The sequence below is a fragment of the Lacticigenium naphthae DSM 19658 genome, from assembly GCF_000425865.1.
Taxonomy (GTDB): domain Bacteria; phylum Bacillota; class Bacilli; order Lactobacillales; family Carnobacteriaceae_A; genus Lacticigenium; species Lacticigenium naphthae.
This window is the reverse complement of sequence record NZ_AUEG01000024.1, coordinates 1-17,215: the sequence shown is the minus strand read 5'-3', so window position 1 is coordinate 17,215 and position 17,215 is coordinate 1. Positions and strand designations below refer to the sequence as shown.

15 protein-coding genes, 2 tRNA genes and 1 pseudogene are annotated in these 17,215 nt (G+C 33.2%); 17 read left to right on the top strand and 1 reads right to left on the bottom strand.

Annotated features, from left to right (window positions below; translation table 11 throughout):
• Nucleotides 1-468 precede the first annotated feature (468 nt).
• From glnA to H626_RS0109170, 17 genes are all read left to right on the top strand, one after another.
• Nucleotides 469-1,812, top strand: coding sequence for a type I glutamate--ammonia ligase (gene glnA / locus H626_RS0109255; protein WP_027109116.1), 1,344 nt, complete (start codon nt 469-471; stop codon nt 1,810-1,812).
• Nucleotides 1,813-2,012: 200 nt separating this feature from the next.
• Nucleotides 2,013-2,086, top strand: a tRNA-Arg gene (locus H626_RS0109250).
• A 391-nt stretch (nt 2,087-2,477) separates the two neighbouring features.
• Nucleotides 2,478-2,567: transfer RNA gene (locus H626_RS0109240), tRNA-Ser, on the top strand.
• A 69-nt stretch (nt 2,568-2,636) separates the two neighbouring features.
• Nucleotides 2,637-3,188: a CDP-alcohol phosphatidyltransferase family protein gene (locus tag H626_RS0109235; RefSeq protein ID WP_027109114.1), complete on the top strand. Its 552-nt coding sequence runs from the start codon at nt 2,637-2,639 to the stop codon at nt 3,186-3,188.
• A gap of 4 nt (nt 3,189-3,192) precedes the next feature.
• Nucleotides 3,193-3,867 (top strand): CBS domain-containing protein, encoded by a 675-nt coding sequence (locus tag H626_RS0109230; RefSeq protein WP_027109113.1) that lies wholly within the window; start codon nt 3,193-3,195, stop codon nt 3,865-3,867.
• Nucleotides 3,868-5,357: 1,490 nt separating this feature from the next.
• Entirely contained in the window at nt 5,358-5,729 is a 372-nt protein-coding gene (locus H626_RS0109225; RefSeq protein ID WP_027109112.1) for a DUF2187 family protein, read from the top strand.
• A 56-nt stretch (nt 5,730-5,785) separates the two neighbouring features.
• Nucleotides 5,786-6,733: a tetratricopeptide repeat protein gene (locus tag H626_RS0109220; protein WP_027109111.1), complete on the top strand. Its 948-nt coding sequence runs from the start codon at nt 5,786-5,788 to the stop codon at nt 6,731-6,733.
• 116 nt (nt 6,734-6,849) lie between these two features.
• Nucleotides 6,850-8,163, top strand: a complete 1,314-nt coding sequence (gene tig / locus H626_RS11040) for a trigger factor (protein ID WP_051237931.1) — start codon at nt 6,850-6,852, stop codon at nt 8,161-8,163.
• A gap of 139 nt (nt 8,164-8,302) precedes the next feature.
• Nucleotides 8,303-9,559, top strand: a complete 1,257-nt coding sequence (gene clpX, locus H626_RS0109210; protein ID WP_027109110.1) for an ATP-dependent protease ATP-binding subunit ClpX — start codon at nt 8,303-8,305, stop codon at nt 9,557-9,559.
• 148 nt (nt 9,560-9,707) lie between these two features.
• Complete coding sequence (yihA, locus tag H626_RS0109205) at nt 9,708-10,292, top strand: ribosome biogenesis GTP-binding protein YihA/YsxC (RefSeq protein ID WP_027109109.1); 585 nt, start codon at nt 9,708-9,710, stop codon at nt 10,290-10,292.
• Nucleotides 10,293-10,336: 44 nt separating this feature from the next.
• Nucleotides 10,337-11,425: a glutamyl-tRNA reductase gene (locus tag H626_RS0109200; protein WP_027109108.1), complete on the top strand. Its 1,089-nt coding sequence runs from the start codon at nt 10,337-10,339 to the stop codon at nt 11,423-11,425.
• Nucleotides 11,426-11,541: 116 nt separating this feature from the next.
• Nucleotides 11,542-12,840 carry a GTPase ObgE gene (obgE, locus tag H626_RS0109195; RefSeq protein ID WP_027109107.1) on the top strand — a complete coding sequence of 433 codons (1,299 nt, stop codon included), beginning with the start codon at nt 11,542-11,544 and terminating at the stop codon, nt 12,838-12,840.
• 209 nt (nt 12,841-13,049) lie between these two features.
• Complete coding sequence (rnz, locus tag H626_RS0109190; protein ID WP_027109106.1) at nt 13,050-13,997, top strand: ribonuclease Z; 948 nt, start codon at nt 13,050-13,052, stop codon at nt 13,995-13,997.
• Nucleotides 13,990-14,790, top strand: a complete 801-nt coding sequence (locus H626_RS0109185) for an SDR family NAD(P)-dependent oxidoreductase (RefSeq protein ID WP_027109105.1) — start codon at nt 13,990-13,992, stop codon at nt 14,788-14,790. The genes rnz and H626_RS0109185 overlap by 8 nt, the downstream gene beginning before the upstream one ends.
• 70 nt (nt 14,791-14,860) lie before the next feature.
• Complete coding sequence (locus tag H626_RS0109180; RefSeq protein WP_027109104.1) at nt 14,861-15,268, top strand: lipopolysaccharide assembly protein LapA domain-containing protein; 408 nt, start codon at nt 14,861-14,863, stop codon at nt 15,266-15,268.
• 128 nt (nt 15,269-15,396) lie between these two features.
• On the top strand, nt 15,397-15,945 hold the full coding sequence (locus H626_RS0109175; protein ID WP_027109103.1) for a DUF1836 domain-containing protein: 549 nt from the start codon (nt 15,397-15,399) through the stop codon (nt 15,943-15,945).
• A 13-nt stretch (nt 15,946-15,958) separates the two neighbouring features.
• Nucleotides 15,959-16,828 (top strand): DegV family protein, encoded by an 870-nt coding sequence (locus H626_RS0109170; RefSeq protein WP_027109102.1) that lies wholly within the window; start codon nt 15,959-15,961, stop codon nt 16,826-16,828.
• Between the two features lie 181 nt (nt 16,829-17,009).
• On the opposite strand, the pseudogene H626_RS11665 reads toward H626_RS0109170, so the two are convergent.
• Nucleotides 17,010-17,215: pseudogene (locus tag H626_RS11665) on the bottom strand (IS110 family RNA-guided transposase); the annotation flags it as partial.

Sequence of the window (17,215 nt, the reverse complement as noted above, 5' to 3'; positions counted from 1 at the left end):
TAATTTTAAAGAGATGGAAAAATCCACGTACTAAGATTAGCAGATTAATGCGCTTAGGTCTAGATATGGACAGTGCTAAGCGTATTGGCTACTCCAGAAAGAAATACTGGAGACTGTCAAAAACACCTGAGGTTCATTGGGTGCTTACAACGAAAAGACTCTACCGGTGGAACGTAGTTTCACTACGTAACCTGGCAGAGTCTGCTTACTTAAGATATTGAACCGCCGTATACGGAACCGTACGTACGGTGGTGTGAGAGGACGGTAAATAAATTAATTATTTACCTCCTACTCGATTGCTTAAAAGAAATTGGTATAGATAACTTTCACAGTTTTTATTTCGTGAAATAAAAATAAAACAGTTGACACTGCATGATAACGCTGATAGTATAAGAGAGTGATTTAATTAATACATAAAAAATAAAAGACATACCATTTATTGGTATAGTTCATTTGAGGGGCGACAAGATGAAAAATATAACAGTTAATCAAATAAAAAAAGAGGCCAAAGTGAACAACGTTCGTTATTTAAGATTGATGTTTACGGACATACTGGGGACAATTAAAAATGTAGAAGTACCTATTAGTCAATTAGATAAAGTATTAGATAATAAAATGATGTTTGACGGTTCCTCCATCGAAGGATTTGTCAGAATTGAAGAAAGTGATATGTATTTAAGCCCAGATCTTTCAACGTGGTTAATTTTTTCTTGGGAGGTAGACTCGAGTAAAAAAGGAAAAGTGGCTCGTTTAATATGCGATATCAAACATCCAGATGGCACACCATTTGCTGGTGATCCTCGTAGCAATTTGAAAAGAGTTCTAAAAGAATTGGGAGAATTAGGATTTACTGAGTTTAATTTGGGACCGGAACCAGAATTTTTCTTGTTCAAATTAGATGATCAACATAATCCTACTGAGAAATTAAATGATAACGGAGGCTATTTCGATTTAGCCCCAACGGATTCAGGAGAAAATTGTAGAAGAGAAATTGTTTTAGAACTAGAAGAACTAGGATTTGAAATTGAAGCGAGTCACCACGAAGCTGCTCCAGGACAACACGAAATAGATTGGAAATACGCTGATGCGGTTGAAGCCTGTGACAATATTCAAACATTTAAATTGATTGTGAAAACAGTAGCTCGGAAATATGGTTTGCATGCAACGTTTATGCCTAAACCTATTCAGGGAATAAATGGATCGGGAATGCATTTTAATATGTCTTTGTTTAACGAAAATGGAAATGCATTTTATGATAAAGAAGATAGCATTGGATTAAGCAAAATAGCTTATCAATTCTTGGGTGGGTTATTAGAACATGCTCCGGCTTATACAGCAGTATGTAATCCTATTGTGAACTCTTATAAACGATTAGTTCCAGGTTATGAAGCACCCGTATATATTGCTTGGAGCAATTGTAATAGATCACCTCTGATTCGCGTTCCATCTTCAAGAGAGAATTCCACACGAATTGAGCTACGAAGTGTGGACCCTGCAGCAAATCCTTATCTAGCTTTAGCTGTGTTGCTTAAAGCGGGTATAGATGGAATCAAAAATGAAATTACAGTATCAAACTCTATAAAAGAAAATATTTATGAGATGAAAAATAGTGAACTAGAAAAAAAAGGGATTAAACAATTGCCGAGTAATTTGCTTTCTGCATTAGAAGCGTTAAGTAAAGACGACATTATTAAAGAAGCCCTGGGTACGCATATTTACAAAAACTTTGTTAACACAAAATATATCGAGTGGAATGAATATGCTACTCAAGTAACAGAATGGGAAAAAGCTAAATACATGAATCTTTATTAAAAAAAGAATTGGTTTGATTACCTCTCCTCAAGAATTGAACTGCTGATAGAACCTTGAGGAGATTGTTTTATCAACTATAAACGGATGCTTTCCGGATGGTGATCATAGATTGAAATTAGATTTAAAATAAAAAAACAAGATTGAGTATTGACTTATTAATAAATAATGTATATAATAATCTTTGTTGCGATATTTAAATTGTTTCAGTAGCTCAGTTGGATAGAGCATTCGCCTTCTAAGCGAACGGTCGGGGGTTCGAATCCCTCCTGAAACATAAAAGGTAATCTAAAAAAGAGCCGATCGGTTTAGTTTCACTAAACCGATCGGCTCTTTTTTAGTTATAAATAATAAATATTCTAAATTCTTATTATCGATAAACAGAGGCTCTTCAAACTTTCCCCATTCATTCTCACTATTTCCGAAAGAAAGGAAGAAAAGTGTTCTTGATTTACTGAAGCCTGTCAATTTGATAAGATGATTACATAGATAAACAATAAACAGTTTGTGATTAGTGATTCTTAAAAGAAGGAATTCAGTGATAAAATTAATAGAAGGAGTAACACCGTTACTCCTTCTATTAATTTTTATACACATCTGATGAAATTTATCCATAAAAAATAATTGAAAGTATTGGTAGGTTAAGTTATAATTAGATTTGTGTTTAAGGAAGATTACCCAAGTCCGGCTGAAGGGGACGGTCTCGAAAACCGTTAGGCGATTCATCTCGTGCAAGGGTTCAAATCCCTTATCTTCCACTAATCTAAAAGCTGCTTACCAATGAAATCAAGGTAAGTAGCTTTTTTTATTATATAGGGGGGCTCGATATGATTAAAAAAGATTGGATAACTATACCTAATTTGCTATCTTATTTTAGAATAATATTGATACCATTTTTTGTTTATTACTTTATTCAATCTAGCGTACCCTCTTATATACCCGCAAGCATATTATTTCTCTCAGGACTAACGGATGCTGTGGATGGAAAAATAGCTAGAATATTTGACCAAATAACTGAACTCGGGAAAGCACTCGATCCTATTGCGGATAAACTCACTCAATTAGCTATAGTGATTTGTTTAGTGTTGCGATGGAATTTTATTATTTATTTGTTGTTGCTATTACTGGCAAAAGAAACTTCTATGTTTATATTTGACTTAGTGTTATTGAAAAAAGGAAAAAAATTAGAAGGAGCAAAATGGTTTGGAAAAATTTCTACAATAGTATTCTATTTATCAACATTTATTTTGGTTTTGTTTCCTGATATGGAAACAAATCTAGTATACAATATAGTTATAATTGTAGGGGGATTCTTGCTTTTATCGTTCGTATTGTATACAAAGCTTTTTATTCAGATGTTAAAAAATGAAGGAGAGTAATCAAATGGAAAATGCAGAAAAATTTTTAGCGACATTCAATCGAATTCACCAACACTTAAATCACTTAATCGGTGAAAATGGTTACTTACCCTTTTATGAATTATTAGAACGCGCTGAAAAGCGAAATGATGCGGTCAAAAAACATAAACAAGCACTTCAAATTTTTGCTGATTTACGAAATGTTTTGGTCCATAACAAATGGAAACCGGGCGTATATTTAGCTGATCCAACTGACGAAATTTTGAAAGAAATTGAACAAATGGAAGAAGAAATCAGCCATCCTACAGCAATTTATCCGAGATTCAAAAGAAATGTCATAACGTTTCAAGAAACAGATTCCTTACAAAAAGTTTTTGAAAAAATCAAACTGGAAAAGGCTGGGCATTTTCCTATATACCAACAAAAGCAATTCAAAGATGTTTTAACAGCAAAAGGGATCATTTATTGGATTGCAAAACACAGCTATGACCATACTAATAATTTATTAGATGTCCAAATAAAGGATATTTTAGAAAAAGAATATTCTTCGGATAATTACCTGTTTATTCGTCAAGGAATGCCCATTCAAACCGCTAGTGATTTAATGATAAAAAACAAAAAATTAGAAGCACTTATGATTACAGAAAATGGAAAATCAACCGAAAATTTACTGGGTATTATTACACCATCCGACTTATAAATATCTTTAAGTAAGTGGATTGTATAGTATAGGCACATACTTGCTTAAAATTAATAGGGATAAGTAAAAACGAGACTGATACGCTGGATCAGCCAAAAATCGCTAAGAGGTTCTTTTGTATTACAAGCTACGTTTGTAGGAACTCATCCGGTATTGATATCGGGTAGTATTTTTGAAACAACAGAAAAGAATACAATGCGAGTAAGGATCCAAAAAAACAGTGGAAAGAAAATGACCAAGCAATTATTTTTTTGAATAGAAAGCACAAAAAATATTTGCGAAAAATAATAAAAAATAGGTAAAAAGGGTTGTTTTGTATTCGCTTTCATGTTATATTATAAGTGTAAAGAGGGACATGCTTCAAAAGAGATTGTACTGGCATATCGCTCTTTATAAGAACCATTTATTGGTTCAAGAGTGAGACAGCTGCAACTTGCTGTCCTACGAAGTGGCACTCTCAATATTTCGAACAAGAAGTAGATGTTAAAAAGAGTAGTAGTTAGAGTGAAACAAAGGAAACTTTGCAACAAGTTAATGAAAATCGATTCAACAAACGAGAGTGCCACAAATATAATGCGTGTCTCCTATAATCAATAGATTGAAAAAGTGTAAGGGTAATGACAGGTCCGAAAGAATCTGAGAATTAAGCTTGTATGTATAAGATGGGGACACGCACTTGTAAGACCGGAACGCTTCTGCGTTTCGGTCTTTTGAGTATCCGTGACGAAAAACAAGCTGAATTTGTGGAGATACGATCAATCGAAAAGAAATCCTTTTCAATTAGTCTCGAAATTCAATTTTTCTTATGAATAACAATAAATAAACTGTAAGAAAAACTATAGTGTGGTAATAATAAACGATCCATATTTTTCTTGATACAATCTAAAAAAAATTCATAAAAATAATAAAAAAAAGAGGTAAAAAGAGTTGTTTTGTATTCGCTTTCATGTTATATTATAAGTGTAAAGAGGGACATGCTTTAAAAGAGATTGTATTGGCATATCGCTCTTTATGTAAGAACCATTTATTGGTTCAAGAGTGAGACAGCCGCAACTTGCTGTCCTACGAAGTGGCACTCTCGGTATTTCGAACAAGAAGTAAATGTTAAAAAGAGTAGTAGTTAGAGTGAAACAAAGGAAACTTTGCAACAAGTTAATGAAAATCGATTCAACAAACGAGAGTGCCACAAATATAATGCGTGTCTCCTATAATCAATAGATTGAAAAAGTGTAAGGGTAATGACAGGTCCGAAAGAATCTGAGAGTTAAGCTTGTATGTATAAGATGGGGACACGCACTTGTAAGACCGGAACGCTTCTGCGTTTCGGTCTTTTGAGTATCTGTGACGAAAAATATGTTAAATTTGTGGAGATACGATCAATTGAAAAGAAATCCTTTTCAATTAGTCTCGAAATTTGAATTTTATTATGATATAATGAAAATTAGATTAACAAATTATCATGCAAATTATTGAAGTGGGGAGTAAATGAAATGGCAAATATGATTACACCAGAAATACAATCTTTAGTAGAAACCGAGTTAAGAAAAGGAGCCAGCAACTCACGAATTGCAAATTTACTTGGATTACCTTATAATGAAGCAGTTGAAATGATTGAAGAAATTAAAGAGAGTTTCAGACCTGAAGTAGGCGATGAGATCCTTTTTTCTTTTAGAGGAGAAAAAATGCGTGGAGTCATTGAAAAACTACTAACGAATAGTGCAGTAGTCCTAATCAAATGGAATGAGTCTTCCGAAAAAATGCATGATCTCGTAGAAGAAAAAACAATTGTGAATTTTAAAGATATCGAAGAATACGTAACGAATAGTAATGAACCAACTAATGAAGTTAGTGAACAAACTTAAATTGCTGAGACACTTGTCTTGGCTTTTTTTAATTATATTAAAGAAGGTTCGATTATATGAAAAAAATAACAGAAATCCAGGACGATAGTCATTACAAAAGAATTGCCCGTCAATTTATAGAAGAAGGAAGAATATTTGAAGCAGAAAAATATGTTGTAAAAGCTTTTGAATTAAATTCTTCAACTGAGAATGCAATACTATATGCAAATATATTGTTTGATTTGGAAAAATATGAAAAAGCTTTGGAAATAGCTAATAAAAGAGAAATCGATTTTTTTGAAACTGCAGAGGCTCTTTTTCTGTATATTTCAATACTCATAGAAATTAAAAATTTTATTAAAGCTAAAAGATTACTGGATACTAAAAAGATTTTTTTGAGTTCTGCTTCAGAAGAAAAACATACTAATTTAGAACTAAAGTTATACCAGGAAAAAGAAATAGAGAACAAGAAAAAAAGAGAATATAAAATAAAAATAAAAAAAGAGTTAACTTCTTTGAGCGTTAAAACAGTTTACGAACAATTGTATTGGATGGAGGAAGCGAGAGTATTTAATCTGCAAGATCTACGAGAAGTTTCTCCTTCAATACTAACCAATCCTTACGTCAATGTTTTAGCTCGAAATAGTTTTCTAGCTTATTTAATTCAATACAATGATGCTCATTCTTATCAAATGATCTGGATGGATACACAAAAAGAGATTTGCCCTATCCAATTAGGTACTCTAGAGGAAAACGAAACAGCCAAAACAATAAACAATCTTTTAGATGAACTTATGGACAAAAACCCTTCTTTCTATCAGCTCATAAAAAAAGAAGTGAATTATCATTTTCTTTTCTTGTTTCCGTTTATAGATGAGACGATCCCGTATCCTCGAGAGTGGGTGCAGCTTTACGTAGAAAAATACGAGCCTACCCTGATTGGTAAAAGAGTGAATGTGCATAAAAAAAGCAAAGAAAATTTTGAATTTATTCATCTATTTGAAGCTAAATACAATCAAACTTAAGAGATAGAAAGTAAAAAGCTGTTTTTTGTTTACATTGTTAAAATAGTAGTGTAAACTAATTGGGTATGTAAGTGTGTCAAAAGTGAATTAAAATAGAAATTTCGGAGGTATTGTTTATGTCAGTGAAATTTGAAAAAACAGGTGCAACAACAGGAGTATTAACTTTTACAATTGAACAAAAAAAAATAGAAGAAGGGTTAGATAAAACATTTAATAAAGTAAGAAAAACATTAAATGTTCCTGGATTCCGTAAAGGCCGTCTACCTAGACAAATGTTTAACAACATGTATGGAGAAGCAGCACTTTATGAAGATACTCTAAATGATTTACTACCAGATGCTTATTCTAAAGCTATTGAAGAAGCAGGTATTGACCCAGTAGAACAACCGCATATTGATGTTAAAAGCATGGAGAAAGATGCGGATTGGGAAGTCGAAGCAAAAGTTACATTGAAACCCGAAGTTAAATTGGGACAATATAAAGACTTAGATGTTCATATTCAAGATCGTAAAGTGACCGATGAAGCTGTTGAAACAAATTTAGAAAATAAGCGTGAACAACAAGCTGAATTAGTAGTTAAAGAAGAGGCAGCCGAATTAGGCGATACACTAGTCATTGACTATGAAGGATTCAAAGATGACGAAGCTTTTGAAGGCGGAAAAGGCGAAAATCATTCACTAGAATTAGGTTCTCAATCATTTATTCCAGGATTTGAAGAACAGTTAGTTGGAGCAAAAGCTGGAGATGAAAAAGAAATTAAAGTAACCTTCCCAGAAGAATATCAAGAGAAAGATTTAGCTGGAAATGAAGTTACATTTAAAGTGAAAGTTCATGAAGTGAAAGCAAAAGAACTGCCCGAATTAGATGATGAATTTGCTAAAGATGTTGATGAAGAAGTAGAATCATTAACTGAATTAAAAGAAAAAATCCGTAAGCAATTAGAAGAAGGCAGAAATAATGCTGCAGATGAAGCTGTTGAAGATGAAGCAATCCGTGAAGCAGTAGAAAATGCTACTATCGAAGAAATTCCACATGCGATGTCACATGATGAAGTTCATCGTCAAATGGATATCTTCTTAAACAATATGCAACGCCAAGGTATTTCACCTGAAATGTACTACCAAATCACTGGTACTTCTGAAGAAGATTTGCATAAGCAAATGGAAGGTGACGCAGAATTCCGCGTTCGTACTAACCTAGTTTTAGAAGCTATCGTTGAAAAAGAAAACTTAGAAGCATCTGAAGAAGAAATGGCAGCAGAAATTCAAAACCTTGCAAAAGAATACAATATGACAGAAGAAAATGTGAGTGCCGCTTTATCAGACGATATGCTCAAACATGATATTGCAATGAAAAAAGCAATTGATTTGATTACTTCTACAGCAAACGAAAAATTAGAAGCAGAAGATGAAGAAAAAACAGGAGAATAATTTCTGTGAAGCAGTGATCTAAGAAGTTTTATAAAGAAGAGCTTCGGTAATGAAGTTCTTCTTTTTTAAACTGTTTGGAGAGTTTTTTTATTGCTAGATTAAAAAGAGAAAGTTTAAAGAAATAGAGGTGCATGAATCAATGTTTAATGACGAAGAAAACAACACTAATATTTCGTGTTCATTTTGCGGAAAATCTCAAGAGCAAGTTAGAAAAATAGTAGCTGGACCTGGGGTCTACATTTGTGATGAATGCATCGATTTATGTAAAGATATCATAGATGAAGAATTAAATCAGGGAGAGTTTACTGGAGAAATAAATGTCCCCAAACCACACGAAATTAGAGAGATTTTAAGTGATTACATTATAGGGCAAGACTCAGCTAAAAAATCTTTATCTGTCGCTGTGTATAATCATTATAAAAGAATAAACGATAGCGGGATCAATGAAACTGAAGAAGAGCCTGTAGAATTACAAAAAAGTAATATTTGTTTAATTGGACCAACAGGATCTGGTAAAACATATTTGGCTCAAACTTTGGCAAGAATTCTAAATGTACCTTTTGCGATTGCGGATGCTACTAGTTTGACAGAAGCTGGATATGTAGGAGAAGATGTCGAAAATATTCTTTTGAAACTGTTGCAATCTGCTGACTATGATGTCGAAAGAGCACAAAAAGGAATTATTTATGTAGATGAAATAGATAAAATAGCTCGCAAGAGCGAAAATGTATCAATTACGAGAGATGTAAGTGGAGAAGGAGTTCAACAAGCACTGTTGAAAATCTTAGAAGGAACAGTAGCTAGCGTTCCTCCACAAGGTGGACGTAAACATCCCCAGCAAGAACTCATTCAAATTGATACAACCAATATTTTGTTTATTGTCGGTGGGGCTTTTGACGGTATTGAAACAATGGTAAAAAATCGCTTGGGTGATAAAGTTATTGGTTTTGGATCATCCGAACGCAAAAAGATGGATGAGAAAAAAACGCTCATGCAACAAATTATTCCAGAAGATCTACTGAAATTTGGATTGATTCCAGAATTTATTGGAAGACTCCCGATTACTGCTGTACTAGAAAAATTGACTGAAGATGATTTAGTCCAAATTCTTACTCAACCAAAAAATGCACTGATTAAACAGTACAAGAAATTGCTAAAAATCGATAATGTTGAATTAGAGTTTGAAGAAGAAGCTTTAAGGGAAATTGCTCGAAAAGCAATTGAAAGAAATACTGGAGCTAGAGGGTTACGTTCCATTATTGAAAGCAATATGCTGGATATCATGTTCGAGATACCAAGTAGAACAGATATCAGCAAAGTAGTAATAAATAAAGAAACTGTTTTAGGTGAAGGTTCTCCTCATTTATTTAATAAAGATGGAGAACAAGTAAGTTAATTGAATAGAATGTTATCAAAAAGAAATGGAATCAATTCTACTTCCATTTCTTTTTTTTTCATTTAATTTATTACACATATTACAAAAATTAGGAAGATTCTTATTAATGTGTTAAAATGATAAAGACAAAATTTGAGGAGTTAGAGATATGAAAGTCAATCAAGCTGAAATAACGATAAGTGCTGTCTCCCCCGCTCAGTATCCAAATGAAGGCTTGCCTGAAATTGCCCTGGCAGGAAGATCAAACGTAGGGAAGTCTTCTTATATTAATAGTCTAATTAACCGGAAAAAATTAGCAAGAACATCGAGTAAACCTGGAAAAACGCGGACTATTAATTTTTATAAAATTGAAAATAAATTCTTTTTTGTTGATGTTCCGGGTTATGGATACGCAAAAGTATCAAAAACAGAGCGAGAAAAATGGGGAGAAATGATGAATACCTACTTTTCCCAACGTGAACCGTTAGCTCTTACGGTTTTAGTGGTTGATTTTCGTCATGTACCTACTTCGGATGATATTCAAATGTATGAATTTTTGAAATATTTCGAGTTACCTGTTTTAGTCGTAGCAACAAAATCTGATAAAATATCTCCTTCAAAAAAAAATAAACATACCCAACAAATAAAAAAAGCTTTTAACTTTAATGAATCAGACCATTTCGTTGTTTTTTCAACAGAAAAAAACGAAGGAAAAGCTGAGTCATGGAAGATTATTGAGTCTTATTTAAAATGATGGTTTGTTGAGATTAGATTAAAATTATGAATAGGATGATCACATTGAAATTACTTTTATATGGTGTGGGCTATAATTCTGTTTCCTCTTTCGAAAAAGATTACTTAGTAATGAACAAATTTGGTGTTACTGAGCAATTATTAGCCATAAAAAAATTGGTTGGTGTAGAAGAAACATTAATTTTAGCGACTAGCGAACGAACTGAATATTACTTGAATGTAGATGAAAATTATTTCAGCCATGGTGATTTTTTAAGGTACCTTACTATGTTTTATAAAAAAGATATGGCTGAGATAATTTCCGATTCCTACAGTTTATTTAATAAAGAGGTCGTACGTCATCTTTTGAAGATTTCTTCAGTGGAAAACCAAAATATGCATAGCCCTTTTGAGTCTATTACTCAGTTTGAAACGGCTATTAACTATGCCATTGCCGCGGATAGTATTGGGCTAGCTTTAAAAAATCTCTTTAAAGAAGTAATTTCTTATAGCATAAACATCAAATTAGATGATAAAATCATCCCTAATTATTCGCATCCTTTTTTTGATATCATTGAAACATTCTCTTTAAATTGGGAAAATTATCGATGGAAAAAAATTGTTTTTGAAAATGTAACAAGTGACTTATTAGATTTAATGAAAATTTTAGTTCACAAAGGTTTTACTAATCTATACTATATAAACAGGAATAATACAAACCTGATTCATATTAATGAGGTCAATTGTACGGCGAAAATGTTTGATCCTACTAACAGTAGGCCCATCTTATCTGAAGTCACGCAGGTGTCTCTTAATTTTCATCTTGCAACCGCGGATGCTTTTATCTCGAGTGGAAGTAGCTTAGATGAATTTTGTAGTATCTACTCGTGTGAAGAAATTAAGTTGATTCAGCAAAATAAAAGTTCAAAGTTTTTTATATCTGTTGATACTGAATTAAATGTAACTATAGTCAAAATGCAGAGCCCTTGTTACAAACATGTTGAAAACTGGGTAACAAAATCCACTCATAATATGGCAATAAATAAAGAAGCAGACAAATATATTGAAGAAACATTTCAAAAAAGTTCGACTGATTTATGGAATAACTATGAAAAATTCACTTATACGCCAGTTCAAATAAATGAAATTTGTTAACTAAAATTGTTAAATTGAATCACACACTTATTAGTTATTTCACTTTCTTTGTTGTAAAATGAAGAGAATGGAATTTCTAATACTTCAAGGAAAGAAAAGAAATGAGGAAATGAATAATGTCAATGTTTTTAGATCAAGTAAATGTGCAAGTCAAAGCCGGAGATGGTGGAAATGGAATGGTCGCATTTCGCCGAGAAAAATATGTGCCGAATGGTGGACCTGCAGGTGGAGATGGTGGTAAAGGAGGAAGTATATTTTTTAGAGTAGATGAAGGTCTACGAACTTTAATGGACTTCCGCTATAATCGCCACTTTAAAGCTCAGGGTGGTCAAAATGGTATGACCAAAGGTATGCATGGTAGAGGTGCGAAAGATTTAATTGTAAAAATACCACCTGGCACTATAGTGAAAGATGGCATTACTGGCAAGATACTTGGAGATTTAACTGAACAAGATGAAGAATTAGTAGTGGCAAGAGGCGGCAGAGGTGGCAGAGGGAATATTCGGTTTGCTTCTCCCAAAAACCCAGCACCTGAAATTGCTGAAAATGGTGAACCAGGAGAAGATTTAGAAATAGAGTTAGAATTAAAAGTCTTAGCCGATGTCGGTTTGGTCGGATTTCCTTCAGTTGGAAAATCTACTATTCTATCGGTGGTTTCATCTGCAAGACCTAAAATTGCTGCGTATCATTTCACTACCTTGGTTCCGAATTTGGGAATGATAGAAACGGATGACGGACGTAGTTTTGTTATGGCTGATTTACCTGGTTTAATTGAAGGTGCTTCACAAGGCGTCGGTTTAGGAATAGAGTTTTTGAAACATATTGAACGTACGCGTGTTATATTGCATGTAATAGATATGAGTGGTTCAGAGGGCAGAGATCCCTTTGATGATTACAATAAGATAAATCGAGAATTAGAAGAATATGATTTGAAATTATTAGAACGACCACAATTAATTATTGCAAACAAAATGGATATGCCTGATTCTGAAGATAATCTTATCGAGTTCAAAAAGCAAATTGCTCAGACGGGCGAAGACAAAAAAGTCTATCCTATATCAGCTATTTCTCAAAAAGGGTTGAATGCTGTTTTAAGAGCAACAGCAGACTTACTTGAAACAACTCCAAGATTCCCTATGTATGAGGAAGAGGATTTAGAAGAAGTGAAACTTTACAAACATGAAGAATCTGAAGCAGAATATACGGTAACGCATGAAACAGATGGAACCTGGGTTCTCTCTGGCGATAAACTTGAAAGAATATTCAAGATGACTAATTTCGATCATGATGAATCTTCTATGCGTTTTGCCAGACAGCTTCGTGGGCTAGGAGTAGATGAAGAACTCCGCAGACTTGGTGCTCAAAATGGAGATATTGTCCGTATCGAAAAATTCGAATTTGAGTTTGTAGATTAAGTTAATTGAACAGAATAAACACAACAGATTAAACAAGAGACCCAAAGTACTTCCAAGTATATTAATTTAAAATTCTTACCGGATGGCTAAATTAGATAATTGGAGCGAACAGAACAAAAGAATTACTATCTTTCTTTTATTGTTCGCATAAGTTAACTTTGGGTTTCTTCTTTACTCTATTTATACTTAACGTGAATCGAGGTTATATAATGGAAATTACATTTTTAGGAACTGGATCTGGTGTACCTGCTAAGCATAGGAATGTTTCAAGTTTAGCACTGAAGTTGTTGGATGAAAGAAATAGTATCTGGTTATTTGATTGTGGTGAAGCAACACAGCAACAAATACTACATACGTCTATAAAGCCAAGAAAAATAGAAAAAATTTTTATTACACATATGCATGGAGACCATATATTTGGTTTGCCAGGACTTCTCAGTAGTCGAGCATTTCAAGGGGGAGACTCGCCTGTAACCATTTATGGGCCCGTAGGCATAAAGCAATATGTGCTGACAAGTTTAAAATTGTCTCATACATATTTAAAGTATCCACTTTATTTCAAAGAAATTTCAGAAGAAGGTTTGCTGTTTAAAGATGAAACTTTCGAGGTATCTTGTGGTTTCTTAAAACATGGAATCATCTCGATTGGATATAGAATTGTTGAAAATGACCATCCCGGCAAATTGCAAATTGATAAACTGAAACAATTTAATATCCCATCAGGACCTGTTTTCGGAGAGTTGAAACAAGGGAAAACAGTAATGCTGGAAGATGGTAGAAAGATAGATGGTCGAGATTTCATAGGAAATCCTCAGAAAGGACGAATTGTTACTATTCTCGGAGATACAAAAAAATGCCTTAAAAGTGAAGAATTAGCTAAAGATGCTACAGTACTTGTTCATGAAGGAACATTTAATGTGAGCGAGAAAAAAATGGCAAAAGATTATAATCATTCTACCGTTGGAGAAGCAGCTCAAATTGCCAAAGACTCCAATGTACAATTATTACTTCTCAATCATTTAAGTGCACGTTATGTTGGAAATGAAATAAAATGTCTTGAATTAGAAGCTAAAAAGATTTTTGAAAACACGCGTATTGCTCATGATTTTATGAATGTTTCTATTCCTCTACATAAGGAGTTGAAAATAGATGGATAGTCAGTCAGAATTTTCTGAAAAAGTAATAATGATAGTTGGAGCTTCTTCTGGTATCGGAGAAAAAATAGCTTTATATTCTGCGAAGAAAGGTGCAAGTCTTATACTACTAGCTAGAAGAGAAGAAAGATTAGTAGAATTAAGGAAAAGGTGTGAGCAATATACTCAAGCACCCGTATTCATTATCCAGCTAGACATTTCCCAACCAGAACAAATTGAAAGAGCAGTAAAAGAAGTGTTTTCTATTGTAGATAAAGTAGATTATTTAGTCAACAGTGCAGGTTATGGTGAAACCGGAAAATTTGTTGAACAATCTTTTAATACAATTGAAAGAATATTTTCTGTAAATGTGTTAGGTTTGATGTATTTAACCCAACTTGTTGCAATAGAAATGATAGAACAAAAAGAAGGTCATATTATAAATATAGGTTCAATGGCCGGAAAAATAGCTACACCTCAATCTGCAATTTATAGTGCTTCTAAACATGCAATAGTAGGCTTCTCAAATTCATTACGGCTGGAACTGAAAGAATACAACATTAAATTGACCACGGTAAATACTGGACCTGTCGAAACAGAATTTTTCATTCATTTCGATCCAACTGGAGATTATAAAAAGGCAATGCAGCCATTTATTCTTTCTCCAGATTTGGTAGCAAAAAAAACCATAAAAATTTTGGGAAAAAATAAACGGGAAATCAATCTTCCGTTCTACTTAAATATTGCTCACAAATTTTATGTACTATTTCCTTCTTTAGGAGATACTCTCGCAAATACTGTATTTAACTTAAAATAGAGTGGATATTTCTCTTTTTTTTCAATTTCGTGATAAGATAAACTTATAAAAGTAAAGAGGAGTGATTTTTATGAAAAGACAGTGGAGTATCGTTTTTTCTATTGTACTTATATTATTAGTGGTAGTTTTTGCAGTAGTAAACGTTGAACCAGTTCCTGTTAACTTTGGCTGGGCAGTCCTTGAATGGCCGTTAATTATAGTCATAATTCTTTCTATTCTAATTGGGGCAATAATAGCTACATTGTTAGGGACCACGGTAATTTATAAAGAGAAGAAGCACGTGAAAGAGGCAAGAGAAGAGTTAGATTTATTTAAAGAAGAACAGCAACAAGAAAAAGATGAAATAATAAGAGAGTATGAAGATACTCTTAGAGAAAAAGATATTGAAATTGAAAGTTTGCAAAAAGAAACAAGAAGTCTTTCCAGAGAATTGTCCAATCGGAAGCAAATAACTAAATCAGTTGATCCTGAATCATGAAATATGAAACTCTTGCCTAAAATTTGGCAAGAGTTTTTTATATAGTATTGAAAACCAGATGATGTAATTAATGAATGTATATGGTATAATTTTAATAACTGATAATCTAATTTTAATGGAGGGAAGCCATGGAATCAGAAATTAAAAATTTTGAAGACTGGCAAAAAGAGATGAGACATTTCTCCTTGCCTCGATGGGAAGATTTACCAGAGTTTGATTTATATATGGATCAGATGGTAAATTTTATTGAGAAGTATTTATCCGTTTTTAAAAAAGATTCGGCTGAAAAGTTGATCACCCCGTCTATGATAAATAACTATGTAAAATTAGATTTAATGCCAAAACCAGTAAAAAAAAGATATACTAAAAAGCATGTAGCTTTCTTAATAGCTATCACAATTCTAAAGCAAGTTTTGACTATTTCAGAAATCAAAGTGGGATTGGTATATCAAGCCAATTTGATTGGGACAAAAGAATCTTACGATTTGTTTTGTGAGGAGCAAGAAAAGGCTATCCGTTCAATCTTTTCAACTAAAGAAAATAACGAGACAGATATAAAGTTGGATTTAAGTGTAAAACCTGAAACACTTTTAGTGAAACATGCTACAATTGCAGCAGCAGCTAAGTTATATAGCGAGATATTTATTGCTAAAATCAAAGCGGAAAAAGAACAATAATGGAGGAATTTAAATGAATGACCAAAAGATTGCTATATTAACAGATTCTGGATCAGATGTACCCGATGAAATAGTTGGGAAATATAATATGAAAGTTTTACCATTAAAAATTATTTACAAAGATGGAGAATATATAGATAAGAAGACAATTACTGCACATGAAGTTTTTGATCGTTTAGAAGAAGAAATACCAAAAACATCTCTTCCTGATGGTGAAATGATTCGGGATGCGCTTGATGAAATCAAAGCGGAAGGTTATGAAAAAGTTATCGCTGTTACAATTTCAAGCGGACTTAGTGGTACCCATAATATGGTCAGATTGATTGCGGATTCTTATGAAGGATTAGAAGTATTTATACTGGACTCAAAAAATATAGGTATTGCTAGTGGGTTCATTGCTATCGAAGCTGCCAAATTGGTAGAGAAGAACGTAGAGTGGTCTCAAATTAAAGAAAAATTAAAATCTTCGATTTCAAAATCAACAGTTTTTTTCCAAGTTCCTACTTTAGAATATCTCCAAAAAGGCGGAAGAATAGGGCTGGTTTCTTCTATGATTGGGACACTGATCAACTTAAAACCAATTATTTCATGTAATGAAGAAGGTATCTACCACACTGTTGCAAAAGTTAGAGGAAAAGGGACAACTAAGAGTTTAAACAAAACGATCCAAATACTAGAAGACTTTGTTGGAGATGCTGAAAAATATCACTTAGCAGTAGAATATGGTGGAGAAGTGGTTCGTGAAGATGCAGAAATGGTCAAGCAACAGCTAAAAGAAAAACTTCCCCATTTTGAAGATTTTTATTTGATTCAAGTCAGTCCAGCTTTAGGTGTTCACACAGGGCCAGGACTAATTGGTGTCGGCGCACAAATATTATCTTAAATTAAATTTTTTAATTCGTATAGAAAAGAGGCTGGGACCTATGTCCCAGCCTCTTTCCTACGTTTAGTCAAGGCAAAAGATTAACTAACAATCCTATTTTCAAAAGAGTGATTGTTAATTCAGACAAAAATGCATACCAAATAAGCCTCAGCCTTTTTATATTTTTCTGAGAAGGTTCATGCTATACTACAGGTATATTATGGGTCTTAGAGACCGTGTGCGTGTAAGCGTACGAGGTATGGTTCCTTACCATGGAATGCATACATTTCAGGAGCTTGTTCATACAGGCAACTGTGGCAACCTTATCCTTCTTGGGGGTGGGTTGCCTTTTTAGTTTATAATAATAATCAACGATGTGATTGGGGGCTGATCGTTGTTGGCGAATCA